We start from the raw sequence: 25,359 nt of genomic DNA, 5'->3' as shown, positions 1-25,359 counted from the left end.
AGGGGTGCTGCCGCCCTGAGCGGGCGGCAGACGGGGGAGGGCGTTACTCGGGCAGCTCGGCGTTGTGGAAGACGTTCTGGACGTCGTCCAGCTCGTTGAGCATGTCGAGAAACTTCTCGAACATCGCCACGTCGTCGCCCGCCACGGGCGTGGTGGTCTGGGGCACGAACTGGATCTCGTCCACCTCGAAGTCGAGCTCGCCGAAGGCGTCGATCAGCGCCTGCTTGGCCTTGGCATACTCGGTGTGCGGGGCGAAGACGGTGATCTGGCCCTCCTCGTTCTCGATGTCGGTCACGTCGACATCGGCCTCCATCAGCGCCTCGAGGGTGGCTTCCTCGTCCTGGCCCTTGAAGGCGAGGATGGCGCAGTGGTCGAACATGTGGCTGACGGTGCCCGGGGTGCCGATCTTGCTCTTGGTCTTGGTGAAGCAGGCGCGCACGTCACCGAAGGTACGGTTGGGGTTGTCGGTCAGGCAGTCGACGATGACCATCGCGTTGCCCGGCCCGAAGCCCTCGTAGCGGGCCGGGGAGAAGTCCTCGCCGCCCACGCCGCTGGCCTTGTCCAGCGCCTTCTCGATCACGTGGGAGGGCACCTGATCCTTCTTGGCGCGCTCGATCAGGCCGCGCAGGCTCAGGTTGCCGGCGGGGTCGGTGCCACCCTGCTTGGCGACCACGTAGATCTCGCGGCCGTACTTGCTGTAGACCTTGGTCTTGGCAGCGGCCGTCTTGGCCATAGATTCCTTGCGGTTCTGAAAGGCCCGTCCCATATCGTTGTCCTGTAGCGTTCAACACGAGGCTGGATTCTACGAAACCGGGCCGGAGGCGAACAGGGATATTTTCGCTTCCTTCCGCCGGGCTGCACCGGGTCCGGGGCTACACTGCCGGTAGCCGCGAAGCCGCCCGTGCGCCGCCGGCTGGAACCTCGTCGTCGCGATCAGGAGAGCGCCCATGGACCATCACGCCTACCGTCATGCCCTGGCCGAGCAGCTGGAGGGCGCCGAGCTGCCCTTCGCACCCGCCGAATTCGCCGCCCGCCTCGCCCGGGTGCACGCCGCCATGCGCGATGCAGGCCTCGAGGCGCTGCTGCTCACCGACCCCGCCGATATCTTCTACCTGACCGGCTACCACACCTTCGAGGTCTCGGTGCACACCGCCCTGGTGGTAACGGCCGACCGCCGGGTGCTGCAGGTGCCCTCCATCGAGACCGGGCCCGCCGTGGTCACCGCTGCGGTGGACGAGATCCTTGGCTACCGCTGGGAGGGGATCGACGAGGTGATCGCCCCGCTGGCCGAGACGCTCTCGCCCTTTCGCAGCATCGGCCTGGATCTCTTCGGGGCCGGGCTGCGCTTCGGGGTGATCCGCGAGCTGCAGGCGCGGCTCGGCGCCGAGCGCTTCCGCGACGATGGCGGGGCCCTGCTCGACGCCGTCCGCCTGGTCAAGACGCCGGCGGAGCTCGACTGCCTGCGCGAGAGCGCGCGGATCACCGCCGCCGGCCTCGCCGCCGCCGAGGCGATCATCGCCCCCGGCGTCACCGACAACGAGGTGGCCGCCGAGGGCGCCCGGGCCATGCTGGCCGCTGGCGGCGAGTTCATGAGCCTGCAGCCCATCGTCACCAGCGGGCGGCGCATCAGCATCATCCACGTCAACCACAAGCGCACCGTCATCGAGGCGGGTGATCCGGTGTTCCTGGAATTCGGCTCGGCCTTCCAGCGCTATACCGCTCCCATGATGCGTACCGCCGTGGCCGGCCACGCCAGCCGCGAGATGCAGGCGGTCCGGGACCTCTGCCGGGCGCTGTTCGAGACGCTCGCCGCCGAGATGCGCCCCGGCCGTACCTTCGACGATGCCGCCCGCGCCGCCGAGGCGGTGCTCGCTCCCCACGCCGACCGGCTGTTCTTCTCGGGGGTGTTTGGCTATGCGGTGGGCGCCCAGTTCCCGCCCAGCTGGGTCGAGGGCACCGGCTACATCGCTCGCGGCCAGCCGCGCGAGTTCGCCGCCGACATGGTCTTCCACCTGCCGCTCTGCCTGCGTCTGCCCGGTCAGTGGGGGATCGGCCTGAGCGATACCGTGCGGGTCACCCCGAATGGCGGCGAGCCGCTCACCGACAACGACTGGCGGCTGGCCGAGGTGGCCGACTGAGACATTGGTCTACATTTTAAGTTTTTTAGTATACAAAAGTTGTGTACACCCTGGCTCTTGGCTAGGCTCGGTCATCGCGACCCCAACCAACGACAAGAATCGCGATGAGCCCCTCGATGAGCACACCACAGCACAGCCACTCCGTCTTCGACTTCCATGGCCGGCCGCCCCTGGCCAGGGCCCTGCCTCTCTCCTTACAGCACATCCTGGCGATGATCATGGGCACGGTGACCGTGCCCATCATCGTGGTCGGCGCCGCCGGCGGCAGTCTGGCCGACCAGATGCTGCTGATCCAGGTCTCGCTGATCGCCTCGGCGCTGGCCACCCTGGTCCAGCTCTACGGCGTGGGGCGCTTCGGCGCCCGGCTGCCGACCATCTTCGGCGTGGGCTTCGCCTACGTGCCGACCCTTGTCGCCGTGGGCGCCCAGTACGGCATCGGCGGGATCCTCGGCGCCCAGGTGGTGGGCGGCATCGCCATGATCCTGGTGGGGCTCTTCATCACCCGCATCCGCCACCTCTTTCCGCCCATCGTGGCGGGGGTGGTGGTGCTGGTGATCGGGCTCTCGCTCTACGACATCGCCATCCACTACATGTCGGGTGGAGTGGGCGCCAGCGACTACGGTGATCCGCAGAACTGGCTGGTCGCCCTGGTGACGCTCGGGGTGGTGCTCGGCGTCTCCCAGTTCGCCCGGGGCTTCATGAAGCTGGCGGCGATCATCTGCGGCATCGGGGCGGGTTATGCGCTGGCCCTGGCGCTGGGCATGGTGGACTTCACCCCGGTGCGTGAGGCGGGCTGGTTCAGCGCCCCGCGGCTGCTGCCCCATGAGCTCGAGTTTCACGCCGCCGCCATCCTCTCGGTGGTGATCATCTGCGTGGTCAACTCGGTGCAGACCATCGGCGACCTCTCCGCCACCTCGGTGGGAGGCATGAACCGCGAGCCCACCACCCGGGAGCTGTTCGGCGGCCTGCTGGGCAACGGGGCGACCACCGCGGTCGGCTCCTTCTTCGGCGCCATGCCGACCTCCTCCTACAGCCAGAACGTGGGCATCGTGGCGATGACCAAGGTGGTCAGCCGCTTCGTGCTGGCGCTGGCCGCGCTCTTCCTGCTGGTGGCGGGGCTGGTGCCCAAGTTCGGCGCCGTGATGACCACCATTCCCTACCCGGTGCTGGGCGGGGCCACCATCACGGTGTTCGGCATGATCACCATGACTGGCATCCAACTGATCACCCGGGACGAGATGTCGGCGCGCAACATGACCATTGCGAGTCTCGCCCTGGCGCTGAGCATGGGGGTCTATGCGGTACCCGAGGCGATCGGCCAACTCCCGGCGATGCTGCAGCTGGTGGTGGGCGGCTCGCCCATCGTGGTCGCCGCCCTGGTGGCCTTCACCCTCAACCTGGTGCTGCCGCGGCGCAGCCTGGCCGACGAGGCCGCCGAGCGTGAGGCCCTGGCCAGGGCGATGGCCGAGGAGGAGCCGACCGGCCGCCGGGCGCAACGCGCCGAAGGGGGCCGCCCCTCCTGAGCGGGATCAGGAGCCCGGCGGCGCTGGGCAACCGGCCTGCGTGGCCTCGCCGGCCGCGCGGTCGACCACCTGCACGGTGGTGGAGAGGGTCAGCCGCTCGTCCGGCGCCGCGGTGAACTGCAGCTCGCCGAACAGCGCCAGGTAGCCTGAGTCGGGCCGCGGCAGGGAGAGAACCAGCCCCGCGGCGTCGGCCGCCAGGGGATGGGGTTCCCAGTGTGCCTCGCGGAAGTCGCGTACCGGGGCTCGGGCCACCCAGGCCCGGGCTTCGTCGACGGGCTCTCCGGCGCTCACCCGCAGCGTCACCCGCTCGGCTTCGCAGTCAAACGTCCAGTCCAGTGCCGGCAGCAGCTCGCCGCGGCTCACCCGGCGGTGGAAGGCGGCCAGGCTCGGCAGCAGGCGGGCGTAGTCGCGCAGCCGGTGGCCCTGGTTGGGCAGGTAGAGCACATGGCGGGGCTCGGGCAGGGCGTGCCAGTAGAGGTTGAGGGCGTCCACGGGCCAGTAGGCGTCGTTGCTGGCCAGCACCAGCAGCTTGGGCTGGATCAGGCGCTCCCGGTAGCGGTAGGGGTCGACCATGGCCTGCAGGGCACGGCCCGCGTCGCTGTCGAGCCGGGTGTCGATGCCGCGCTCGGTGTAGTCGGCGATCTGCGTCGAGGGGGCGCCCCACACCCGGCGCTGGTGGGCCAGCTGCGGCTCCATGTCGAGGATGTCGAACACCATGGGGGCGAGTGCCGCCACCCGCGGGTCGGCCGCGGCGGTGAGCCAGGTGGTCCAGCCGCGCTTGGAGGCGCCGGTGAGGGTGAAGGTCTCGAGGGGGGCCTCCCAGTCGGCGGTCAGCGCCTGCAGGGCATCCATGGCGCGCACCGCGCTGTTGACCATGGGCAGCAGCAGCGGCCAGTCGGTCTCCTCGGGAGCGTCGAGGAAGCGCACGAAGGTCTCGGCGATCAGTGCATCCTCGGTCAGCCCGCCCAGCAGCGGCTGGAAGGGCACCTGGCGCAGCACCGCCACCGGCGTCTCCAGCGCTCGGGCCAGGGCCACGAAGCTGGCGGCATCCCGCGGCGGCTCGCGGGAGGGCTCGCCCTCGGCCGGCCAGGTGCCGCTGCCGATGAACAGCAGGGCATGAGGGGCGCCGCGCCCCTCGGTGGGGTCGATCAGCCACAGCTGGTGGCGCCACAGGGTGCCGCGCCAGCGCTGGGAGGCCAGCTCGATCAACCGGGTGTCGGTACCTAGGAGGCGATGCCGAGCGATTTCCTCCCAGTGAAAGTCGGCACCGGGGCTTGCCACGTAGGCCGAGAGGGCCGATTCCGGTGACGAGGCCGGCGTGTCATCCGCGATGGCGGTGAGCGGCAGCAGCAGACAGGCGAGCCAGGAGAGCAGGAGCGCAGGGGGCATGGCGAGCTTCTCGCGCGGGATCTTCCCGCAGCATAGCGGACCACGGCTGGGGAGTCGGTACCCGACTGCGGGGATGATCCCCATATCCGATGGCGCCGACAGCGCCGAGGCGGGGGCGGCGCATCAGGACGGTCATCTTGCCTCTGGCGCGGGTGAGGGCAGCCGGTGGGCGGCAGAAGCTTGTCCTGGGTCAACCTGGCGCCGGGTGTCGGTCGCTGGCGAGGATTCAGCCGTGGATGAACAACATGGAGCCGACTAATGGTTAAGAGGCACAGGAGGTGTCGCCCTTCCCTTTGTCCTTCCATGAGGTAACCGCCATGAAACGCCCGTCACTCTTCCAGCGCTGCGCCACCCTGCTGCCGGTGGCCGTGTTGAGTCTCTCCGTGGGCCTGGCCCAGGCCCAGGACGCCGACTTCGAGGAGTCCCTCTACGGCCGGCAGATGACCACCCAGCAGGAGCGCGACCAGATCCGCCAGCGCCTGCACAGCACCCGCTCCCTCGAGGAGCGCCAGCAGATCCACAGCGAGTACCAGCAGATGATTCGCCAGCGTGCCATGGAGCGCGGGTTCGACCCCGACGGTATCTATGGTCGCCAGATGATGGACCCGCAGGAGCGTCGGGCCTTTGCCGAGCGCATGCAGGGCGCCGGCAGCGCCGAGGAGCGCCAGCGGATCCAGGCCGAACATCGCCAGCAGATGCGCCAGCGCATCATGGAGGAGCGGGGAGGCCGGCAGGGCCAGCAGCAGCGCCAGCAACAGCAACAGCAGCAGCGCCAGCAGCTTCAGCAGCCCGGCTCCGGTCGAGGCGGCGTCGGTCGCGGCCGCGAGTGACCCGGCTTCGCCCTTCCTGCCAGCGGGCCGCCTCAGGGCGGCCCGCTGCATGATGGAGCCGGGCGGGCCGAATCAACGCTGAATTGATTGCATCAATTCGGCACACCCTTCACCAAGGCGTTACACTGCGGGTGCCTCCGTTACACTCGCAAGGAACGCTGCTCGATGATCGAACCCGACGCCCAGGCCGATGCGATGGCGAGCCAGCGTGCCCGCCGGGATCGCCGGGTCGCCATCGCCCTCTATATTGTGGGCATGCTGCTGCTGTTCGGCTCCCTGGGCGGTTTCCTCTTCGACCAGTACCAGCGTGACATGCAGGCCGCCCGCGAGCGCACGGCGGCGCGGGCCGACCTAGTGGCGGAGTGGGTCGCCAGCATCTTCTCCGCGAGCGATTTCAGCCTCGCCGCGGTCTCCCAGCTGATGCAGCCGCCCCAGCGGCAGCGCCTCTTCGGTGACCCGCCGGACCCCGAGTGGGTCGAGCCCTTCCTTGCCCAGCAGCTCGACCGCCTGGGGTTCGTCGACGAGATCAGCCTCGTCGATGCCGAGGGGCGGGTCGTCGGCTCCTCCAGTTCGCTCCATCCCCCGGGCTTCGATGTCTCCGGCCTGCCGTTCTATCGCACCCTGCGGGGTGCGCCCGAGCGGGCGGAATGGATCTCGCCGATCCACTGGTCGGCGCTGGAGCAACGCCATGTGGTGGTGCACGCGCGGCGGCTGCCCGATGGCCAGGGCCTGGCCCTGGTGGAGCTCGACCCCGGGGTGTTCGGCGAGGCCCTGGAGCGGCTCAGCCTGACGCGCGGCGAGAGCATCGCCATCCTCGACACCGAGATGCAGTTGGTGGCACGGCGTCCCCGGGTCGGTGATGAGCACTCCCCGGCGGTGCTCGGGGTATCCATCGACGAGCCCCGGACGCGAGCCTTCATCGCCAGCGGGGCGCCCAGCGCCACGCTTCAGGCCACGTCGCCGCTGGATGGCGGCGAGCGGCTCTACACTTTCCGCCGAGTCGGCGACCTGCCCTTCGTGGTGGTGGTGGGCGAGGCGCGGGAGGTGCTGCTCGGCGACTGGCTCCATCGCCTGTGGATCCGGGTGCTGATTGCGCTTACGGTGATGGGACTCGGCTGGCTGGCGCTGCGCCACTACCTCAACCGGCTGCGGCTGGAGGAGGAGGTTCGCCGGCAGGCCCTGGAGCGTGAACTGGCCCGTCGCGAGGTACAGGCCCGGGAGTCGCGCCTCCAGGCGCTGGTGGGCTCCATCCGGGACATGATCTTCGTCTTCGATGGCGAGGGGCGCTTCAGCTATATTCACGCCCCCGACCCCGACGAGCTGATGACCGAGGCCGCCGCGGTGCTGCAGCGCCCCTATCGCGAGGTGCTGCCGCCCGCCATGACCGCCCAGCTCGACGGGGCCTTTGCGGAGATGCGTCGCAGCGGTGAGCCGGTGGAGTATGACTACACCCTTCACGTCGGCGGCAAGCCGCGCCAGTTCCACTCGGTGCTGAGCCCGCTGCTGAGCACGGGCGAGGCGCCGGCGGAGGCCTTCGGCGGGGCGCTGGCGGTGGTGCGCGACGTCACCGAGGAGCGCGCCACCGAGGCCCAGCTGCGCATCGCCGCCACCGCCTTCGAAACCCACCTGGGGATGCTGATCACCGATGGCGAGGGCCGCATCCTCAAGGTCAATGACACCTTCACGCGGATCACCGGCTACAGGGAGGCCGAGGTGCTGGGCAGGAACCCGCGGCTGCTGTCGTCGGGGCTCCACGAGGAGGCCTTCTACCGGCGGCTGTGGCGCAGCGTGGTGAGCAGCGGCAGCTGGCAGGGGGAGGTCTGGAACCGGCGCAAGAACGGCGAGGTGTTCCCTGAGTGGCTGACCCTCTCCGCGGTGCGCAACGCTGCCGGCACCACGACCCACTTCGTAGCGACCTTCAGCGACCTCACCGAGCGCAAGGCGGCCGAGCAGGAGATCCACCAGCTGGCCTTCTTCGACCCGCTCACCGGCCTGCCCAACCGCCGCCTGATGCTCGACCGTCTGGAGGTGGCGCTCAAGGACAGCTATCGCAGCGGTGAGTACGGCGCGCTGATGTTCCTCGACCTCGACCACTTCAAGCAGGTCAATGACACCCTCGGCCACCATGCCGGCGACCAGCTGCTCCAGGCGGTGGCCCAGCGGCTCGAGGGGGTGCTGCGCGATACCGATACCGTCGCCCGGCTGGGCAGCGACGAGTTCGCCATCCTGCTTCACGACCTGGGGACCGAGCTTGAGGAGGTGGCGGTGATCGCCGAGCGGGTCGCCCATAAGCTGCTGGCGGTGATGCAGGCGCCGATGAGCCTCGGTGAGGAGCGCCTCGGCGTGTCGGTGAGCATCGGGGTGACCCTCTATCGCGACCACGAGACCACCCTCGACGAGATCCTGCAGCAGGCCGACCTGGCGCTGTTCCAGGCCAAGGCGGCGGGGCGCAACACCCTGGCCTTCTTCGACCCCGAGATGCAGGTGCGCCTGCAGGCCCGCGCGCGGCTCGAAGCCGACCTGCGCCAGGCGCTGCCCAATGGCGAGCTGCGCCTGCACTACCAGCCCCAGGTGGACGAGCGGGGCGTGGTCATCGGCGTCGAGGCCCTGGTGCGCTGGCAGCATCCCGTGCGCGGCCAGGTCTCGCCCGGCGAGTTCATTCCCCTGGCCGAGGAGAACCGGCTGATCGTGGCCATCGGTCACTGGGTGCTGGAGACCGCGTGCCGGCAGCTGGCGGCCTGGGCGGCGGACCCGGCACGCTCGGCGCTGAGCCTCTCCGTCAACGTCAGTCCGCGGCAGTTCCGCGAGCCGGATTTCGTCGACCGGGTGCTGGAGACCCTCGAGGCGACCGGCGCTCCGGCCTCCCGCCTCAAGCTCGAGGTGACCGAGAGCCTGCTGCTGGAGGCCCGGGACGAGGCGCGCTCGCGCATGCTGGAGCTGCGCGCGCGGGGGGTGCGCTTCGCCCTGGACGACTTCGGCACCGGCTACTCCTCGCTTGCCTATCTCAAGCGGCTGCCCCTTGACCAGCTCAAGATCGACCAGTCCTTCGTGCGCGACCTGCTGGAGGACGAGGCCAGCGAGGCGATCGTGGCCAGTACCATCGCCCTGGCCCAGAGCCTCAAGCTGGAGGTGGTCGCCGAGGGGGTGGAGACCGAGGCCCAGCGGGCCTGGCTGCTGGCCCACGGCTGCCGGGCCTTCCAGGGCTACCTGTTCGGGCGACCGGTGGCGGTGGAGGCCCTCGAGCTCGATGCCTGAGAGGGCTCAGCCCTCGCCGTCGTGGAGGTGGGCCTCCGCCTCCGCGGCGCTCTGGTAGATGTGTGGGGCCACGGCCCGCGCCTCCAGGGCATGGCCCAGCTTGCGGCGCATGAAGCCGCTGGTGGTGTAGCGGGTCACCCGGGTATAGAAGCGCTCCTCCAGGCCGCGCACCATGGCCGTGTAGGCCTCCAGCACGGCGTCATCGATGCGGCAGTGGTCGTAGTTGACCACCGCATAGACCCGCCGGCCCAGCGGCGCCAGCCGCGTCTCCACCTCCCGCTCGATGTCATCCACGTCGTTTCGGGTCGCGATGTGCAGGTTCTCGAAGTCGATGAACAGCACCTCGCCGGCGGCGTCCAGGTGCAGGCGCCGGGCCAGCGGGCGCTCGAGCAGCGTCTCGCGCAGCCCCATGGGTGCCTCGATGAAGATGCGCGGGTCCATCTCGCGCAGCGGTGCCGGCATCCGCGGCGTGAAGCCCATCTGGGCGAGGATATCGCGCTCCAGGTCCACCCCTGGGGCGATCTCGGTCAGGGCGAGGCCCTCGGGCGTGAGCTCGAACACGCAGCGCTCGGTCACGTAGAGCACCGGCTTGCCGTCGGCGGCGGCCAGCGCGCCGCTGAAGGTGCGCTGCTCCACCTCGGCGACGAACTTTGGCTGGCCGTCCCCGGGCAGGCGCAGGGCGCCGTCGACGATCTCCAGCGCCTCCCGGCTTGCCGTGAAGGTGCCCATGAAGACCACGCGGCGGGCGTTCTGGCTGATATTGATGAAGCCGCCGGCGCCCGCCAGGCGGCTGCCGAAGCGCGACACGTTGACGTTGCCGGCGACGTCCGCCTGGGCCATGCCCAGGAAGGCGATGTCCAGGCCGCCGCCGTCGTAGAAGTCGAACTGGGCGGGCTGGTCGATGATCGCCTGGGTGTTGAGGGCGGCGCCGAAGTCGAGCCCGCCGGCGGGCAGGCCGCCGATCACGCCGGGCTCGGCGGTCAGCGTCACCAGCTCCAGCACCCGCTCTTCGCTGGCCACCGCGCCGACCCCCTCCGGCATGCCGATGCCGAGGTTGACCACGGCGTTGGGCGTGAGCTCGAAGGCGGCACGCCGGGCGATGATCTTGCGCGCCGAGAGGGCCATCGCGCCCGGCGCGGCCATGGGCGTGCGCAGCTCGCCGGAGTAGCCCGGGTGGTAGGGGGTCTGGAAGGTCTGCCAGTGGTGCTCGGGCGCGTCGCAGACCACCACGCAGTCCACCAGCACCCCGGGGATGCGCACCGCCTTGGGCGGCAGGGTGCCGGACTCGGCCAGCCGCTCTACCTGCACGATCACCAGGCCGCCGGAGTTGTGCACCGCCGTGGCGATGGCCAGCGCCTCCAGCACCAGCGCCTCGCGCTCCATGGTCACGTTGCCCAGGGAGTCGGCGGTGGTGCCGCGCAGCAGCGCGACCTGCAGCGGCAGCGCCGGGTAGAAGAGATACTCCTGGTCGTCGATCGTCATCAGCCGCACGCGCTCCTCGGTGCTGATGGCGTTGATCCGCCCGCCCTCCAGGCGCGGGTCGACGAAGGTGCCGAGCCCCACCCGGGTGAGGGTGCCGGGCTTGCCGGCGGCGATATCGCGAAACAGGTGGGAGATCACCCCCTGGGGCAGGTTCCAGGCCTGGATGCGCCCCTCGATGGCCAGCCGCTGCAGCGCCGGCACCAGCCCCCAGTGGCCGCCGATCACCCGGGCCACCAGCCCCTCGTGGCCCAGGTGGTTGAGCCCGCGGGTCTTGCCGTCGCCCTGGCCGGCGGCATACATCAGGGTCAGGTCGCGGGGTTCGCCGCTCTCCAGAAAGCGTGCCTCCAGGGCCACCGCCAGGTGCTCGGCGAAGCCGATGCCGACGAACCCGCCGGTGGCCACGGCGTCGCCGTCGCGGATCAGCTCCACCGCCTCGCGGGCGGAGACCACCTTGCCCTTGGGGGAGAAGGGGCGGTCGGTGAGCAGCGGGTGGGTGCGGCGTTCCATGGCGAGTCCCCTCGGCGTGCGTTGCTGTTGTGATTGTTGTTGTGATGGCTGCTGTCGTGCATGGCATTCACGTTAGCACGCCGCTGCGTCGAGCGTCGGGCATGGCCCGTTGCCAAGCGTGAGCCTCTGTCTGATACTGTATGAAATTCCAGTATTCGTCGGAGGTGCCCATGTCGTGCATTCACCCGACCCGAGCCCGCATCGTGGGCCGGGCCGCCGGCCAGGGGGCGGGTCCGCCCCGGCCGCTGATGGGCTGCCGGGTGCGGGCGGGCTTCCCGAGTCCCGCCGACGACCACCTGGACGCCGAGATCGACCTGCACGCCCACGTGGTGAAGCGCCCCGCGGCCACCTACTTCGTGCGCGCCGAGGGGGATTCCATGCTCGGCGACGGCATCCATCACGGCGACCTGCTGGTGGTGGATCGCAGCCTGGAGCCGCTGCCCGGCCGGGTGATCGTCATCGCCCTGGAGGGGGAGCCCACGGTCAAGCGCCTGGAGCGTCGCGGCGGGGCGGTGTGGCTGGTGGCCAGCAACCCGCGCTTCGCGCCGATTCCCCTGGCCGGGCGCGAGTGCGAGGTGTGGGGGGTGGTCACCCATGTGCTCCACGACCTGCTGGGGCGCACCCCGTGATCGCCCTGGTCGACGGCAACAACTTCTACGTCAGCTGCGAGCGGGCCTTCGATCCGCGCCTGGCTGGCCGGCCGGTGGGGGTGCTCTCCAACAACGATGGTTGCGTGGTGGCGCGCTCCGAGGAGCTCAAGGCGCTGGGCGTGGCCATGGGGGCGCCGCGGCACCTGCTGCCGCCGGCCGTGCGCCGCCAGGCGGTGCTGCTCTCCAGCAACTATGCGCTCTATGGCGACATGTCGCGGCGGGTCAACCAGGTGCTGGCGGAGTTCTCGCCGGACGTCGAGCCCTACTCCATCGACGAGAGCTTCGTGGGCTTCGCCGGCTTCCCCGAGGAGGGACTGGAGGCCCGCTGCCGGGCGCTGCGCGAGACTGTGGGCCGCTGGACCGGCATCCCGGTGGGGGTGGGCGTGGCACCGACCCGGGTACTGGCCAAGCTGGCCAACCGGCTGGCCAAGCGCGAGCCGGCCTTCGAGGGGGTCTGCCTGCTCGACGCTGACGGCGAGGCGACCCGCCGGGCCCTGGCCGCCTGCCCGGTGGAGGCGCTGTGGGGCGTGGCCCGGCGCAGCGCCGAGCGGCTGGCGCTGATGGGCATCACCACCGCCTGGGAGCTGCGCGAGGCCGACCCGCGCTGGGTGCGCAGTCGCTTCTCGGTGGTGATGGAGCGCCTCGTCTGGGAGCTGCGCGGCCGCCCGGCCATCGCCCTCGACGACATGAGCGAGCCGCGCCGGCGCCTGCTGGTGTCGCGCTCCTTCGGCCGGCTCACCGGCGAGCGCCACGAGCTGGAGGCGGCGATCCGCCAGCATGCCGCCCGGGCCGGCGAGAAGCTGCGCCGCCAGGGCAGCCTGGCTCGGGCGGTGCAGGTGTTCGTGCGCACCAGCCCCTTCCAGGCCGGCGAGCCCCAGTACCGCAACGCCGCCCTGGTGGCGCTGCCCGCACCCAGCGCCGACAGCCGGGAGCTGCTCGCGGCGGCCCGCCGCGGCCTGGAAGCGATCTTCCTCGAGGGCTACCGCTACCAGAAGTGCGGGGTAATGCTGCTCGACCTGGTGGACGCCGAAGGCACCCAGCCCTCGCTGCTGGAGACGCCCGACGACGAGGCCCGACGCGCGCGCAGCGGGCGGCTGATGGCCACCCTGGACCGGCTCAACCGCGAGATGGGGCGCGATACCGTGCGCTTCGGCCTGCCCCGCCAGGGCAACGCCTGGGCCCTGCGCTGCGAGCATCGCACGCCGCGCTATACCACCCGCTGGAACGAGCTGATGCGCGTCAAGACGGGGTGAGCAAGCTCCTGACACAATAAGTCATTGCGGGGCGATCCGCGTCAGGCGGGTCGCCGGTTCGCTACACTGGGGCCGAGAGCGCGGGGGCAGAGGCCTGCTCCCGCGGCAGGTCCATCACCGTCAAGGAGAGTCTTCAATGCGCATGCAGGGAAAGAGGGTCATCGTCACCGGCGGGGCCAGCGGCATCGGTCTGGCCAGCGTGGAGCGCTGCCTGGAGGAAGGCGCCAGCGTGGTGATCGCCGATCTGGAGAGCAGCGACGGGAGCGCACGGGCGGCGGCGCTGGACGCCCGGCACACCGGGCGCTGCCTGTTCAAGGCCTGCGACGTCACCGATACCGCCCAGGTCGATCGCCTGTTCGCGGAAACGGAGAGTGAGCTCGGCGGCGTGGATGCGGTGTTCAGCAACGCGGGCATCGGCGGCATCGCGCCCTCCGATGAGGTCAGCGACGAGGAGTTCCTGCGGATCATCGACATCAACCTGAACGGCGTCTTCCGGGTGGCCCGGGCCGCCCTGCGGGTGATGTATCGCCAGGGCAGCGGCAGCATCGTCAACTGCGCCTCCATCCTCGGGGTGTTCGGCCAGTCCCAGACCGCCGCCTATACCGCCGCCAAGGGTGGGGTGGTCAACATGACCCGCGCCCTGGCCATCGAGGCGGCGCCGAAGGGCGTGCGGGTCAACGCCATCGGTCCCGGCTACATCGACACCCCGCTGCTGGCCGAACTCGACGATGAGCTGCTGCAGGGGCTGATCGGCCTGCACCCCCTCGGCCGCCTGGGGCGCTCCGAGGAGGTGGCCAACGCCTTCCTGTTCCTGGCCAGCGACGAGGCGAGCTTCGTCACCGGGGCCCACCTGATGGTCGACGGGGGCTTCACCGCCGGCAAGTCCTGATCGCCTGACACGCGCCTGCCGCTGCCCGGTGAACAGGGTCAGCCAAGCAGGCGTTCGATCTCCTCCAGCAGGGCGTCGCGCCGGGCGTAGAGCTCCGGCAGCCTCTCCACGGCCTGCTCACCCTGGCCGTGATCCAGCAGCGCACAGAGCTCCACGGCCAGCCCGTGCACTCGGCGGTGCAGGCGATCGAGGTGCTCGATCGCCGGGCCCATGGGCTCGCGCAGCTGGTCGAGCCAGAAGCAGAAATTGCAGCATGACGGGTCGAGGGGAGGGCGTTCGGGGCTCTCCGACATCAGGGTGGCAGCGAGACGCCGGGCCCAATCGCGGTGCGCCACGGCGGCATAGAGCAGCGGCCTGGCTTCATGGTCGATGGTCGGCAGCTCGGCCCAGCGGGGCGGGGGGCGCCAGTCGCCCAGCCAGTCCGGAATCGCCTCCGGGGGCATGGGGCGAGCGATACCGTACCCCTGGGCCAGCTCGCAGCCGACGCGCAGCAGCATGTCGCCGTGTTGAACGCTCTCCACGCCCTCGGCAATCACCTGGCGATCGAAGGCGCTCGCCAGCCGCAGCACGCCGTCGAGGATCTTGAGGTCCTCGGGGTCGTCGAGGATGTCGCGCACGAAACTCTGGTCGATCTTGACGGTGCCGGCCGGCAGGCGCTTGAGGTAGGTCAGCGACGAGTAGCCGGTACCGAAGTCGTCCAGCGAGATCTGGATGCCGATCTCCCGGCACCCCTCGAGCAGGCCGGAGACCAGCGCCAGGTCGCCCAGGGTGCTGGTCTCGAGAATCTCCAGCTCCAGCGTGCCGGGGGCAAGCTCGGGATGGGTGTCGAGCAGGCGCTTCAGGCGGGGCACCAGGTCCTTCTGGCGCAGCTGGCGGGCACTGACGTTGACGCTCACGGGCAGCTCGATCCCCAGGGCCTTCCAGGCGGCCGCCTGGGCCAGGGCGGCGCCGACCACCCACTCGCCGAGCGCCTCCGATAGCGGATGCTCCTCGATCACCGGCAGGAACTGGGCCGGCGGCAGCAGGCCACGCTCGGGGTGCTGCCAGCGCACCAGCGCCTCGGCGCCGATGACCTGGCCCGTGCGCATGTTGACCTTGGGCTGGTAGTGCAGGATGAATTCGCCCTGCCGCAGGCCGCGCTGGATACGCTCCAGGGTCTCGTGGTGGCTGCGGATGCTGCGGTCGTGATCGGCATCGAATCGGTGGTAGCGCCCCTTGCCGGCCAGCTTGGCCTGGTACATGGCCTGGTCGGCCTGGCGCAGCAGCTGATCCGCCTCGATGGGCTCGGCCTGGGGGTAGAAAGTCACGCCGAGGCTGGCGGTGACCGCAAGCTCATGGCCGTCAACGTGCACCGGCAGGGCGGCGGCCTCGAGCAGGCGCTCGAACAGGGCCGTGGCGACAGCCTCGCTGTCCAGGTCCAGCACGACCGCCACGAACTCGTCTCCGCCGAGTCTCGACAGCGTGTCTTCCTCCCGCATGACCTCCTTCATGCGTCGGGCGACGGCGATCAGCAGCTGGTCGCCGGCGGCGTGGCCGTGGCGGTCGTTGATGGCCTTGAAGCCGTCCAGGTCCAGGTAGGCCACGGCGAGGTGGCGGCCCTGGCGATGTTCCCGACTCATGGCCTGGGTCAGGCGGTCGGCCATCAGCACGCGGTTGGGTAGCCCGGTCAGGGGGTCGTAGTGGGCCAGGTGCTCGAGCTGCTGCTCATGCTCCTTGAGGGTGGTGATGTCGGTGGAGATGCCCAGCAGGCCTACGATATCGCCGTTGTCATGGATCGGCGTCTTCACCTCCAGGTAGACGTGCCTGCCGGTCGCGTCATGGATGGGAATCTCTTCCGTGGTCGACTCGCCGCTGAGCACGCGGGCGTCGATCTTGCGCAGGCGGCGCACGATATCGGTGGGGAAGAAGCGGCTGTCGTCGCTCCCCGGCAGGCTCTGCGCCGAGCAGCCGAAGAGCTCCAGGGTGGCGCGGTTGGCGAAGGTATAGCGGCAGTCGCGATCCTTCATGTAGATGTAGGAGCCCACGTGGTCCAGGGCCTCGCGGAAGCGCTCGGCCTCGAGGTGGGCGGCGCGCAGGGCGATCTCGGAGCGCTTGCGCTCGGTGGTATCGGTGATCACGCCATACCAGGAGATGGCGCCATCCGTTTCGCGATGGGGGAGCGAGTCGCCGAACAGCCAGCGCTCGGCGCCGTCCCGGTGGATGACCCGGTACTCGTGACGCCAGGGAGTGAGGGCCTCGGCGGAGCGGCGGATGGAAGCCATCACGCCGTCGAGATCGTCGGGGTGGATCACCGAGAGCACCGGGGAGGCGTCCTCCCTGACCGACTCCGGGGAGACGCCGTAGACCTGCTGCATGCCGTCGCTGGCGTAGGGGAAGCAGGAGCGCCCGTCCGGCTGGAGCCGATACTCGTAGACCACGCCGGGCACGCGGTCGGCGATGGTCTTGAGCCGGGTCAGCAGCGTCTCGAGCTCGCGCTCCCGCTCCCGCACGGTCAGCGTCAGCGCGTCGGTCATGCGCAGGGCGCGGGCCCGCGTGGTGGAGAGGGTAAAGACCAGGGCGCCGAGCAGGGCGGTGATGATCAGGCCCCCGGCCAGGGTCAGCCAGGCGGCGCGGGTGGCGATGGCCTGGCCGGGCGCCAGGTGGTCGAAGGCCAGCAGCCACGGGGTGTCGTTGAAATAGATCAGGCGCTGCTGATGAAAGCCGCTGTCATGGGGCGCGCCGGGAGCCGGCCGGTTGGTGAACAGCAGGTGCTCCGCTGCCGCCACCTCGCCATCGTAGAGGCGCAGCCCCACGGCCTGGCCATCCTGCTGCTCCCAGTCGCCGAGGATGCCCTCCATCAGGTCGTACATGCGGTAGGGGCTGTAGGTCCAGCCGATCAGCGCCTCGCGGCGCTGCGCCACGCTGTCGACCGGCGCCCCCTGGCGATAGACCGGCACATACATCAGGGTGCCGGGCTGGATGTCGGTATCGGTCTCCTGCACCAGCAGGACCCTGCCGGTGAGCGCTGCCCGGCCGGTGTCGCGGGCCTGCTCCATGGCGGCGCGGCGCACCGGCTCGGTGAACATGTCGTAGCCGAAGGCGCGCAGGTTGCGGCCCTCGAAGGGCTCGAGGTAGATGATCGAGGTGTAGGCATCACGGGGACTGTCGGGATGGACACGATAGTCGGGGAAGCCCTCCGCGCGGAGCCTGGCCTCGTGGGCGGCGAGGGACTCCGTGGGAATCCACTCGGCATAGCCGATGCCCTGGGCATAGCCCAGCGTATCGGCCGCCCGCAGCTTCTCGACGTAGCTGCGCCACTCGCTGCGGTCGACCTCCTCGGAGGCGTCGAACAGCCCCGCGGCGCCGCGCAGCACCAGCGCATAGGCGGAGAGGCGCTCCTCGATACGCAGGGTGACCTGGTCGGCGGCGAAGCTGAACTGCTCCTGTGCCTTGGCCTCGGCATTCCGATAGACCTGATGGCCGGCAAACAGCGACAGCAGGATGCCCGCCGCCACGATCAGCCAGACGACTCCCGGCAGCCGCGCACTCCGCTTCGCTCCCATGCGTATCGTTGATCTCGTGTAAGTGACCGTATCCAGGTTGCAGAGTAACGGTAAAGGGGCGGGAGGTCATCGGGCCGATGACACGCCGTGGCCCTGGACATGGCGGCCAGGCGCCGGGGCTGCCATCCTGACAGGGCACTCATCGAGGAGCTCTGCCATGTCCGCCCCATTCCTGCCGCGCTGCCGGCGCCTGCTGGCCCCCTGCCTGGCCCTGCTGCTGGCCTGGGCGCTGCCCGCCCAGGCCCGGGAGCTGGCCGTGCCGCCCGAGGCGATGGTCGAGGTCGAGGTGGCCACCGTGGGCATGTCGGGCATGGCCGGTGTGCCGGTGGTGCTGCTGCGCGAGCCCGGTGCCCGGGAGGTGATTCCGATCTTCATCGGCGTGGCCGAGGCCCGCGCCATTCTGCGCGCCCTGACCGGCGAGCGTCCGCCGCGGCCGCTCACCCACGAGCTGCTCGGTGACGTGCTGGCGGGGGCAGAGGTCGCGCTGACCCGGGTCTACGTGGATGCCCTCACCGAGAGCACTTTCCTGGGCATGCTGGAGCTCTCGGTGCCGGGTCGCGATGCGCCGCTGCGCATCGACAGCCGCCCCAGCGATGCCATCGCCCTGGCGCTGACCGCCGGGGCCAGCATCCACGTGGCGCCGGAGGTGCTGGAGGCGGCCCGCCAGATCGAGTACCAGGGCTTCGATGACCAGGTGGTGGTGGCGCTGGGCATCACCGTCACCCCGCTGGACGACGACCTGCGCGAGGCGCTGGGGCTGCCGGACCGCGCCGGGGTGCTGGTCAGCGACGTGAGCGGCGAGGCCGCCGAGGCGGGGCTTGAGCCCGGCGACCTGCTGCTGGCGGTCAACGGCGAGACCCCGGAGAATCCGCTGCACTTCCTGGAGCTGGTGCGCGACACCCCCGCGGGGGAGCCGGCCCGGCTGCGCGTGTGGCAGCGCGGCGAGATCGTCGAGGTGGAGCTCTCCACCGAGGTGCCGGCACCCACGCCGCGGCGCCGCGCACCGGGGCTCGAGGCCTGAGGGGGGCTTGGCAGCCGCGCCCGGGCGGGCAAGAATGGCGCCCGGGAGGACTGACTGACCATGCTCGAATCACTGATCGCCTTCGCCCTGCTCGGCGAACCCGCCCTTGCCGCGCCCCCGGAGACCGGGCTGCCGGCCCGGGAGGCCCACCACCGGGAGCTGCTCTCCTGCGACCGGCTGGTGGGGCACTGGCTGCAGGAGGACGAATACCTGGCGCTGTACAACGCCATGGCGGACTCCCGCCAGGCGCTGGAGGCGCTGCGCCCCATGCCCTTCAGCGAGGAGGAGTTCCCGAAGGATGCCGCCGACCTGAGGGTGGGGGATGCCCACTATGGCGAGGCGGAGCTTGCCCGCCTGCACGATCGTCCCGCCGAGGCGGACGTGCGCGAGGCCTACCTGGTGCTGCGCCCCCACTGCATGCGGCTGATCGGCTACTTCTGCGCGCCAGGGCCAGGCGCCCCGGCGTCCTGAACGCACAACGGCCACCGCGACGATTCGCCAGGTGGCCGTTTTTCAATGCTTTATGGTGCCGCAAAGAGGATTCGAACCTCCGACCTACGCATTAAAAATTGCAATGAGCAATAACCCAAGACGTTTAGCCGAGTCCGTCCGGGCGATTATGAGCGTCGATGCTGAAGTGGTGCGGTTCCTGAGTACAGCCAAGGGGGCGCTTTCGTTGTGGAGGAGCCTGGAGCTGGTTCCAATACCCTACCTCTTCACCGCGCCGGGCCAAGGCCCTGGCACTGGCTCAGATTGACAGCGTGCACTACCGGTCCCACTATATTGGTTAAGAATTGCTCACTCTAGGGGGATCGCCCATGGCATCCAAACTGAAAACCAAGCTCCTGTCCCGGCGTAAGGCCGTCAGGCGAGTGGTAGTCAAGGAGCGCCTAGAGTTCGCAAAGACCATGACGATCACCCTGTACCGCCGTGATGGCTCCGTTGAGGGCTGGGCGAAGCGATACCCCAACACGGAGGACGGTCGGCGACAGCGCGCCTACGACCGCCTATCCCGTCGGGTAGGCCCTGATCGCGCCCAACGCCTGATGACAATGAGCAACGGCGTGGAGCACGTAGTTGCACATAATCGCCAGCGCACCCCTGAGCAGCGCCGTCGTGAGTACCAAGACGACGAATTCGTGGAGATTTGACGCCTACAGGGGAATGGATGCCCAAGGTTTTATTCAGAGAGTCGTTTCGTGCCCGTTTGGCCCCCGAAGCATGTACTACGCTGCGTGATGAATTCCTAGACTGGAAAGCCGGTGGTGAGTACGCCCACTACACGTTCGGCAAGGATGCTGGGTTCAGTAGGCCCAAGCTTGCCGTTGACGAGTCGCTGCGTCACGTGCACATGGTCCCACTGCAGGATCTCGATGGTCTTGAAGAGTGGGAACGAGCCTTCCACCATCGAGGTCGGAAAACTTCCAATCGCGTACTCGTCTACACCTGCGGCCTCCTTGACTCGGAGTGCTATCTACTCATCGATCTCTTTGATGAGCCAGACGGTCACTCATTGATGGAGGATGACAAGCTGATTGAGGAACTGGCTGAGGTCGCGGGGCGATTTCGTGACAAGTTCTGATTGACGCAAGGAACTCTCCCCGGCACCACCCCCACCAAGGCAACCCGAATCGATCCGCACGAATCTGGCGGCAATGGCCACCCGATGCCGGGCAGTATTGCAGGGCGACGTGGGCAATGTGTGCCCACCTGCTGGCCGGTTGCTACCTGGCCCGCTGATTTCGCTGACTGCTGCCTATTTGCTACCCAAGAGCCGGGCAGCTAAAAACGGCCACCGCGACGATTCGCCAGGTGGCCGTTTTTCAATGCTTTATGGTGCCGCAAAGAGGATTCGAACCTCCGACCTACGCATTACGAATGCGTTGCTCTGCCAGCTGAGCTATTGCGGCACTGCCGGCGATGGTAGCGCCGCCGCGGCGCTTCGCCTAGTCCCCGGCGGGCTCGCGCAGTCGGGTGAGGCCTTCCTGGGCGGAGGAGGCCACCAGGCGGCCCTGGCGGTCGTAGATGCTGCCGCGGGCAAAGCCGCGGGCGCCGCCGGCCCAGGGGCTGTCCATGTCGTAGAGCAGCCAGTCGTTGACCCGCACGTCGTGGTGGAACCAGAGGGCATGATCGAGGCTGGCGATCTGCAGCCCGGGGTCGCGGAAGTCGAGCCCGTGGGGGACCAGGGCCGTGGTCAGCAGGTTAAAGTCGGAGCTGTAGGCCAGCAGGTGGCGATGCAGGGCGGGGTCGTCGGGCAGCCCGCCTGCCAGGCGGAACCAGACGCGCTTGTGGGCCGGCTGGCCGGACCGGCTCTCCTCGCCGGCGAGCAGGAACTCGATGGGGTGGCTGTCGAAGCGCACCAGGCGCGCGCCCTGTTCGGCCAGGCGCTCCGGGGAGGCGACCTCGGGCATGGCGGTCTGGTGTTCGAGGCCGGACTCCTCGCCGTGGAAGGAGGCGCTGCAGAAGAAGATCGGCCGGCCCTTCTGGATGGCGGTGACCCGGCGGGTGGTGAAGCTGCCGCCGTCGCGCACTGCGTCCACCTGATAGACTACCGGGCGGTGGGGGTCCCCGGGGCGCAGGAAGTAGCCGTGCAGCGAATGGGCTCGGCGCTCTGCCGTCACCGTCTGGCTGGCCGCCGACAGCGCCTGGCCCAGCACCTGGCCACCGAACAGCTGGGGGAGCCCGAGGTCCTGGCTGGTGCCGCGAAACAGGGTCTCCTCCAGGGGTTCCAGGGCCAGCAGGCCGACCAGGGCGTCGAGGGGGGTGGGCATGGGGGCGATCTCCGGGCCGTCGTGGCCGCGTCGGGCCACTCATACAGATGTTTCATGGCAGTCTACATGGAGTCGAGGGCGTTGCGCAGCGATGAGTTCTACATGCACCGGGCGCTGGACCAGGCCCGACTGGGCTTGGCCGCCGGCGAGGTGCCGGTGGGGGCCGTGGTGGTGGATGGCGCGGGCGAGATCGTCGGCGAGGGTTTCAACGCCCCGGTGGGGGGGCGCGACCCTAGTGCCCATGCCGAGATCCGCGCCCTGCGCGATGCCGGCGCCCGGCTCGGCAACTATCGCCTCGACGGCTGCACCCTCTACGTGACCCTGGAGCCTTGCCTGATGTGTACCGGGGCGATCATCCATGCCCGCCTGGCCCGGGTGGTCTACGGCGCTGCCGAGCCGCGCACCGGCATGGTGGAGTCGAAGGCCAACCTCTTCGCCCAACCCTGGCACAACCACCGGGTCGAGGTAGTCGGTGGCCTGCTGGCCTCTCGCGCCTCGCGGCTGCTACGGGAGTTCTTCGCCGCCCGGCGCGGCGAGTGAATCCGCCAGCCTGGCCCGGTTGCGGCCGGCGCCCTTGGCCCGGTAGAGCGCCATGTCTGCCGCATTCAGCAGGTCGTCGACCCCCAGGGGGCCGGGGGCGCCTGTCGCCACGCCGATGCTGATGGTGAGCGGGGTGCCATTGGCGTGGGTCAGGCCGCGGGCCGCAACGGCCTCGCGCAGGGTGTCGGCGACCCGCATGGCCTCCGGGCCCTCCCGGCCGGGCAGGCAGGCCACGAACTCCTCGCCGCCCAGGCGGGCGAAGAGCCCGCCGGCCGGCTCGATCACCTCGCGACCCAGGCGGCCGATCTCGATCAGGTAGCGGTCGCCCTCCAGGTGCCCGAGGCGGTCGTTGATCCGCTTGAAATGGTCGATGTCGCAGAGCAGCACGCTGATGGGCTGGCGCGGGTCGTGGGCGCGCAGCGCCTGCAGGAAGGTGCGCCGGTTGGGTAGGCCGGTAAGCTCGTCATGGCCGGCCAGCCACTCGACCTCCTGCTGCAGCCGGGTGCGCTTGCGGATCTCGCGGCGCAGCTCGTGGTTGGTGCGTCGCACCGCCCGGTGCTGGTTGGCCATCTCCTGCTGGGAGAAGAGCACCAGATAGAGCAACTGGGCCAGCAGCAGGCCCACGCTCAGGCTCACCACCGGCTGGCGGGGCAGGTCGCCCAGCAGCCGAGGCAGAGTGGGCTCGGCGCGCAGTACCAGGGGGATGCCGGAGAGATCCAGCTCGGCTTCCAGCTGCCAGGGCCCCAGGCGAGCCTCGGCGGACTGGTGGGCGAGGCGCTTGCCGCCATGGAACAGGCTGAGCTGCTGGGTGCCGGGGTCGATGGCGGTAAACAGCGTCTCGGCAAGGACCGGAAGGCTGACCACCATGGCCACGGCGCCTCTCGGGTGTGACTCATGCGCGAGGAAGAGCGGCAGGTAGTGGATCACCCCCGGGCCGCCCTGCAGCAGCTCGATGATATCGGTGCGCGCCTCCCTGCCGTGCTGCAGGGCGCTTATCACCGCCTCGCGTCCGGCGGGCTGATCCTCGAGGAGCCGGGAGCCGAGTATCCGCAGGTTGTGCGCGTTCGGTGGGTGCACCAGCTGGATGCGGGTTGCGGCGTCGATATAGGCGATGTTCAGGAAGTAGCGGAAGTCACGCTGATAGGGCGCCGCCTGGGTGGCCCAGTCGGTCGAGCCGGGCGTGGCGGCCGTGAGGCGCCAGACGTTGGCAAAGCGGCGCATGGCGGCGAGGTGGTCGTGGATCTCCCGGGAGAGGCTCTCGGCCATCTGGGCATGCTGCTGGCCGATGCGCTCGGCGAGCTCGCGCTCGCCGAGCGCCTTCTGGTGATGCCAGAAGAGCAGGCTCAGCAGGGCCAGGCAGAGCGCCGGCCACAGGGCGCGGCGCAGCCGGAAGGCGTGCTGTTGCCAGGCGCCGGCGACATCGACCATCTGGCCCGCCAGCAGGGTCAGCAGGATGGCCTGATCGAGCCAGCTCCCCCGCAGGGACAGCAGGGCGGGCGCCGAGTGGAATGCCTCGGCCGCCTGGGCCAGCAGCAGCAGGCCGGCGATCCCGAGCAGCATGGGGGCGCCGAGGCCGGCGCGGGTGCGCACCGCAAGGCTCAGCAGCAGGGCGATCAGGCACAGGGTCAGCAGCAGCGGGGGGCGCCAGTCCACCAGCAGGCTGCCCGTCAGCAGCCGGTCGGCCAGCCGATCCCAGGCGGCATGGGGCAGCCAGTGTTCCGGCAGCAGATAGCTGACCAGGCACAGCGTCAGGAGCCCCAGGGCCGGCCACAGCAGCGCCTGGGCAGCGACAGGGCCCAGGCGATACCAGAGCAGCTGCCCCAGTGCCGCCATGACCAGAAGCACGGCGGTGGGAAGCGAGCCGTAGAGGCCGATTACGGCCAGGGCCAGGGCGATCAGGCTCCCCAGCAGCGCCGCCAGGCTGGCCGCGATGGCCCAGGCGCTTACCGGGCGTTCACTGGCCAGGCGCAACGGATAGTATGGCGTCATGGCTCTCTTCCGGGTCCGGTAGGCGGGCGTTGAGCAGGTAGAACTGCTCCTGGCTGCGGTCAACGTAGCTCAGTATCTCGTGGTAGCGCCGAATATTGCGCACGTAGATCACCGGCTCGCCGCCGCGGGCATAGCCGTGGCGGGTCTGGCTGTGCCACTCGCGCTCCTGCAGCAGCGGCAGCGACTCGCGCACGTCGGCCCAGCGGTCCGGGTCGCCGCCACGCTGCTCGGTGATGCGCCGGGCGTCGTAGAGGTGGCCCAGACCCACATTGTAGGCCGCCATGGCCATGAACAGGCGGTCCTCTCCGGTTATCGACTCGGGCAGCCGATCCTTTAGCTCGCGCAGGTAGCGGGCGCCGCCCTCGATGCTCTGGGCGGGGTCCAGGCGGTCGCTCACCCCCAGGTCGCCGGCGGTGGGCAGGGTCAGCATCATCAGCCCGCGTACCCCGGTGGGGGAGGTGGCCTCCGGGTCCCAGTGGGACTCCTGGTAGCCCAGCGCGGCCAGCAGCTTCCAGTCGAAGCCGGTCTGGCGGGCCGCCTCCCGGAACAGCTCGGTGTAGTCCGGGAGGCGGGCGTGGAGGTGCTGGATGAAGGTGCGCGCGCCCACGTACTCCAGGTAGTCGTCATGGCCGAAATAGCGCGCCACCAGGGCCTCGAGTTCACCCTCGTCGTGAAGCGCCGCGAGGAAGCGGTTGGCCGCCTGCGCCAGCGCCAGGCCACCCTCAGCGGGAAAGGCCCAGGCCAGGGAGAGCGGCTCGCCCAGCGCGAAGCCACGCTCCACCCCGGGGAAGAAGAGCCGGTTGAGGCGGAACTGGTGCTCGAAGAGCACCGCGGCGTCGAGCCGCCCGTCCTCGACCCAGCGCAGCAGCTCGGCGGCCTCCAGGTCATCGGACTCCTCCCAGGCGAGCGACGGGTGCTCGGCCTTGAGTTCGCGCAGCACCCGGTCGGTGCCGGCCCCGGCCAGGGTGCCGAGGCGCAGTCCCTGCAGACGGTCCAGGCCGGTCACCGGCGGCAGGCCGCGACGGTAGACCAGCATCGGCTGCAGCTCGAGGATCGGCCGGCTGAAGATCACCCCGTCGAGGCCCGGGGTCAGCGGCAGGGCGGCGGCTCCCAGGTCGCCCTCCCGGCGGACGGCCTCAAGCACGCTGGCGATATGGTGATCCGCGCGCAGCGCCAGGCTGACGCCCAAGGAGGCGGAGAAGCGGCGTACCAGCTCGTATTCAAAGCCGGTGGGGCCCTCGCGCCCCTCGTAGTAGGTGGTGGGGGTGTTGCGGGTGTGCACCTGCAGGAATTCGCGGTCGAGGATCGCCTCCAGGTGCCGGCCGTCGGGCGTGCCCGGGGAGGTGGGCCACAGGCCCAGCAGGAGCGCACCGGCCAGGCCCAGAGCGGGCAGGGCCGGGCGGCGGCGCCAGCGGCGCATAAGCTGATCGATCGGCGGCAGGGGCATGCGGGGGACGGCTGGCGATGACGACCCACCACCATAACCAGCTGCGGCGCGGCTGTCATCCGTGCGATTTCTCACCGCGATTTCTTCCGCCCCGGGCTTTCCAGTATCATATGCGCTCTCTGCCGCTGGCCGC

Annotated in this window: 19 protein-coding genes and 1 tRNA gene; 12 read left to right on the top strand and 8 right to left on the bottom strand. The window is 70.0% G+C overall.

Annotated elements, in window-relative coordinates:
- Positions 1-43: 43 nt before the first annotated feature.
- The gene (locus D1793_RS10000; protein WP_119022029.1) at positions 44-766 is read right to left on the bottom strand and encodes a YebC/PmpR family DNA-binding transcriptional regulator; all 723 of its coding nucleotides are present in this window, start codon (positions 764-766) and stop codon (positions 44-46) included.
- A gap of 181 nt (positions 767-947) precedes the next feature.
- Here D1793_RS10000 and D1793_RS09995 point away from each other — a divergent pair, with 181 nt between their 5' ends.
- Together D1793_RS09995 and D1793_RS09990 are read left to right on the top strand one after the other, a co-directional pair.
- Positions 948-2,138, top strand: a complete 1,191-nt coding sequence (locus D1793_RS09995; RefSeq protein ID WP_119022028.1) for a Xaa-Pro peptidase family protein — start codon at positions 948-950, stop codon at positions 2,136-2,138.
- Positions 2,139-2,254: 116 nt separating this feature from the next.
- Positions 2,255-3,661: a nucleobase:cation symporter-2 family protein gene (locus D1793_RS09990; RefSeq protein WP_119022027.1), complete on the top strand. Its 1,407-nt coding sequence runs from the start codon at positions 2,255-2,257 to the stop codon at positions 3,659-3,661.
- Between the two features lie 6 nt (positions 3,662-3,667).
- Here D1793_RS09990 and D1793_RS09985 read toward each other — a convergent pair whose 3' ends face one another.
- Complete coding sequence (locus D1793_RS09985; protein ID WP_162899945.1) at positions 3,668-5,050, bottom strand: PhoPQ-activated protein PqaA family protein; 1,383 nt, start codon at positions 5,048-5,050, stop codon at positions 3,668-3,670.
- 317 nt (positions 5,051-5,367) lie between these two features.
- Between D1793_RS09985 and D1793_RS09980 the strand changes: the two genes are divergently transcribed.
- Together D1793_RS09980 and D1793_RS09975 are read left to right on the top strand one after the other, a co-directional pair.
- Positions 5,368-5,880, top strand: coding sequence for a hypothetical protein (locus D1793_RS09980; protein ID WP_119022025.1), 513 nt, complete (start codon positions 5,368-5,370; stop codon positions 5,878-5,880).
- Positions 5,881-6,045: 165 nt separating this feature from the next.
- On the top strand, positions 6,046-9,135 hold the full coding sequence (locus D1793_RS09975; RefSeq protein ID WP_240407644.1) for an EAL domain-containing protein: 3,090 nt from the start codon (positions 6,046-6,048) through the stop codon (positions 9,133-9,135).
- 6 nt (positions 9,136-9,141) lie between these two features.
- Here D1793_RS09975 and D1793_RS09970 read toward each other — a convergent pair whose 3' ends face one another.
- Positions 9,142-11,124, bottom strand: coding sequence for a CoA-transferase (locus D1793_RS09970; RefSeq protein WP_119022024.1), 1,983 nt, complete (start codon positions 11,122-11,124; stop codon positions 9,142-9,144).
- Between the two features lie 170 nt (positions 11,125-11,294).
- Here D1793_RS09970 and umuD point away from each other — a divergent pair, with 170 nt between their 5' ends.
- From umuD to D1793_RS09955, 3 genes are all read left to right on the top strand, one after another.
- On the top strand, positions 11,295-11,753 hold the full coding sequence (umuD, locus tag D1793_RS09965) for a translesion error-prone DNA polymerase V autoproteolytic subunit (protein ID WP_240407643.1): 459 nt from the start codon (positions 11,295-11,297) through the stop codon (positions 11,751-11,753).
- Positions 11,750-13,027 (top strand): Y-family DNA polymerase, encoded by a 1,278-nt coding sequence (locus D1793_RS09960; protein WP_119022023.1) that lies wholly within the window; start codon positions 11,750-11,752, stop codon positions 13,025-13,027. Before umuD ends, D1793_RS09960 begins: the two co-directional genes overlap by 4 nt.
- Positions 13,028-13,163: 136 nt before the next feature.
- Positions 13,164-13,916 carry an SDR family NAD(P)-dependent oxidoreductase gene (locus D1793_RS09955; RefSeq protein ID WP_119022022.1) on the top strand — a complete coding sequence of 251 codons (753 nt, stop codon included), beginning with the start codon at positions 13,164-13,166 and terminating at the stop codon, positions 13,914-13,916.
- A 38-nt stretch (positions 13,917-13,954) separates the two neighbouring features.
- On the opposite strand, the gene D1793_RS09950 is transcribed toward D1793_RS09955, so the two are convergent.
- Positions 13,955-17,458: an EAL domain-containing protein gene (locus tag D1793_RS09950; RefSeq protein WP_119022021.1), complete on the bottom strand. Its 3,504-nt coding sequence runs from the start codon at positions 17,456-17,458 to the stop codon at positions 13,955-13,957.
- 157 nt (positions 17,459-17,615) lie between these two features.
- On the opposite strand from D1793_RS09950, the gene D1793_RS09945 reads away from it, so the two are divergent.
- The 4 genes from D1793_RS09945 to D1793_RS09930 all read left to right on the top strand — a co-directional run bounded on the left by D1793_RS09945 (position 17,616) and on the right by D1793_RS09930 (position 20,061).
- Complete coding sequence (locus D1793_RS09945; protein ID WP_240407640.1) at positions 17,616-18,479, top strand: bifunctional nuclease domain-containing protein; 864 nt, start codon at positions 17,616-17,618, stop codon at positions 18,477-18,479.
- A gap of 60 nt (positions 18,480-18,539) precedes the next feature.
- Positions 18,540-18,950, top strand: a complete 411-nt coding sequence (locus tag D1793_RS09940; RefSeq protein WP_119022020.1) for a hypothetical protein — start codon at positions 18,540-18,542, stop codon at positions 18,948-18,950.
- A 347-nt stretch (positions 18,951-19,297) separates the two neighbouring features.
- Positions 19,298-19,630: a hypothetical protein gene (locus D1793_RS09935; RefSeq protein ID WP_119022019.1), complete on the top strand. Its 333-nt coding sequence runs from the start codon at positions 19,298-19,300 to the stop codon at positions 19,628-19,630.
- A gap of 17 nt (positions 19,631-19,647) precedes the next feature.
- Positions 19,648-20,061 (top strand): type II toxin-antitoxin system YafO family toxin, encoded by a 414-nt coding sequence (locus D1793_RS09930; protein ID WP_119022018.1) that lies wholly within the window; start codon positions 19,648-19,650, stop codon positions 20,059-20,061.
- A 252-nt stretch (positions 20,062-20,313) separates the two neighbouring features.
- Here D1793_RS09930 and D1793_RS09925 read toward each other — a convergent pair.
- Positions 20,314-20,389, bottom strand: a tRNA-Thr gene (locus D1793_RS09925).
- 36 nt (positions 20,390-20,425) lie between these two features.
- Positions 20,426-21,250 (bottom strand): acyl-CoA thioesterase II, encoded by an 825-nt coding sequence (locus D1793_RS09920; RefSeq protein ID WP_119022017.1) that lies wholly within the window; start codon positions 21,248-21,250, stop codon positions 20,426-20,428.
- A 54-nt stretch (positions 21,251-21,304) separates the two neighbouring features.
- Between D1793_RS09920 and tadA the strand changes: the two genes are divergently transcribed.
- Positions 21,305-21,790, top strand: coding sequence for a tRNA adenosine(34) deaminase TadA (gene tadA, locus D1793_RS09915; protein WP_119022016.1), 486 nt, complete (start codon positions 21,305-21,307; stop codon positions 21,788-21,790).
- On the opposite strand, the gene D1793_RS09910 is transcribed toward tadA, so the two are convergent.
- A complete protein-coding gene (locus D1793_RS09910; protein WP_119022015.1) occupies positions 21,755-23,779 on the bottom strand; it encodes a sensor domain-containing diguanylate cyclase in 2,025 nt (674 codons plus the stop codon). The genes tadA and D1793_RS09910 overlap by 36 nt on opposite strands.
- Positions 23,745-25,199, bottom strand: coding sequence for a membrane-bound lytic murein transglycosylase MltF (gene mltF / locus D1793_RS09905; protein ID WP_119022014.1), 1,455 nt, complete (start codon positions 25,197-25,199; stop codon positions 23,745-23,747). Before mltF ends, D1793_RS09910 begins: the two co-directional genes overlap by 35 nt.
- Between the last annotated feature and the right edge of the window lie 160 nt (positions 25,200-25,359).

The organism is Halomonas sp. JS92-SW72, assembly GCF_003547075.1.
Lineage (GTDB): Bacteria > Pseudomonadota > Gammaproteobacteria > Pseudomonadales > Halomonadaceae > Halomonas > Halomonas alkalicola.
This window is presented reverse-complemented; position numbering and strand designations above follow the sequence as displayed.

Coding starts and splice junctions, on each gene's coding strand:
- mltF (WP_119022014.1), bottom strand. CDS start 25,199: ATGCGCCGCTGGCGCCGCCGCCCGGCCCTGCCCGCTCTGGGCCTGGCC.
- D1793_RS09980 (WP_119022025.1), top strand. CDS start 5,368: ATGAAACGCCCGTCACTCTTCCAGCGCTGCGCCACCCTGCTGCCGGTG.
- D1793_RS09935 (WP_119022019.1), top strand. CDS start 19,298: ATGGCATCCAAACTGAAAACCAAGCTCCTGTCCCGGCGTAAGGCCGTC.
- D1793_RS09985 (WP_162899945.1), bottom strand. CDS start 5,050: ATGCCCCCTGCGCTCCTGCTCTCCTGGCTCGCCTGTCTGCTGCTGCCG.
- D1793_RS09975 (WP_240407644.1), top strand. CDS start 6,046: ATGATCGAACCCGACGCCCAGGCCGATGCGATGGCGAGCCAGCGTGCC.
- umuD (WP_240407643.1), top strand. CDS start 11,295: ATGTCGTGCATTCACCCGACCCGAGCCCGCATCGTGGGCCGGGCCGCC.
- tadA (WP_119022016.1), top strand. CDS start 21,305: ATGGCAGTCTACATGGAGTCGAGGGCGTTGCGCAGCGATGAGTTCTAC.
- D1793_RS09920 (WP_119022017.1), bottom strand. CDS start 21,250: ATGCCCACCCCCCTCGACGCCCTGGTCGGCCTGCTGGCCCTGGAACCC.
- D1793_RS09910 (WP_119022015.1), bottom strand. CDS start 23,779: ATGACGCCATACTATCCGTTGCGCCTGGCCAGTGAACGCCCGGTAAGC.
- D1793_RS09945 (WP_240407640.1), top strand. CDS start 17,616: ATGTCCGCCCCATTCCTGCCGCGCTGCCGGCGCCTGCTGGCCCCCTGC.
- D1793_RS09990 (WP_119022027.1), top strand. CDS start 2,255: ATGAGCACACCACAGCACAGCCACTCCGTCTTCGACTTCCATGGCCGG.
- D1793_RS10000 (WP_119022029.1), bottom strand. CDS start 766: ATGGGACGGGCCTTTCAGAACCGCAAGGAATCTATGGCCAAGACGGCC.
- D1793_RS09995 (WP_119022028.1), top strand. CDS start 948: ATGGACCATCACGCCTACCGTCATGCCCTGGCCGAGCAGCTGGAGGGC.
- D1793_RS09970 (WP_119022024.1), bottom strand. CDS start 11,124: ATGGAACGCCGCACCCACCCGCTGCTCACCGACCGCCCCTTCTCCCCC.
- D1793_RS09955 (WP_119022022.1), top strand. CDS start 13,164: ATGCGCATGCAGGGAAAGAGGGTCATCGTCACCGGCGGGGCCAGCGGC.
- D1793_RS09930 (WP_119022018.1), top strand. CDS start 19,648: ATGCCCAAGGTTTTATTCAGAGAGTCGTTTCGTGCCCGTTTGGCCCCC.
- D1793_RS09950 (WP_119022021.1), bottom strand. CDS start 17,458: ATGGGAGCGAAGCGGAGTGCGCGGCTGCCGGGAGTCGTCTGGCTGATC.
- D1793_RS09940 (WP_119022020.1), top strand. CDS start 18,540: ATGCTCGAATCACTGATCGCCTTCGCCCTGCTCGGCGAACCCGCCCTT.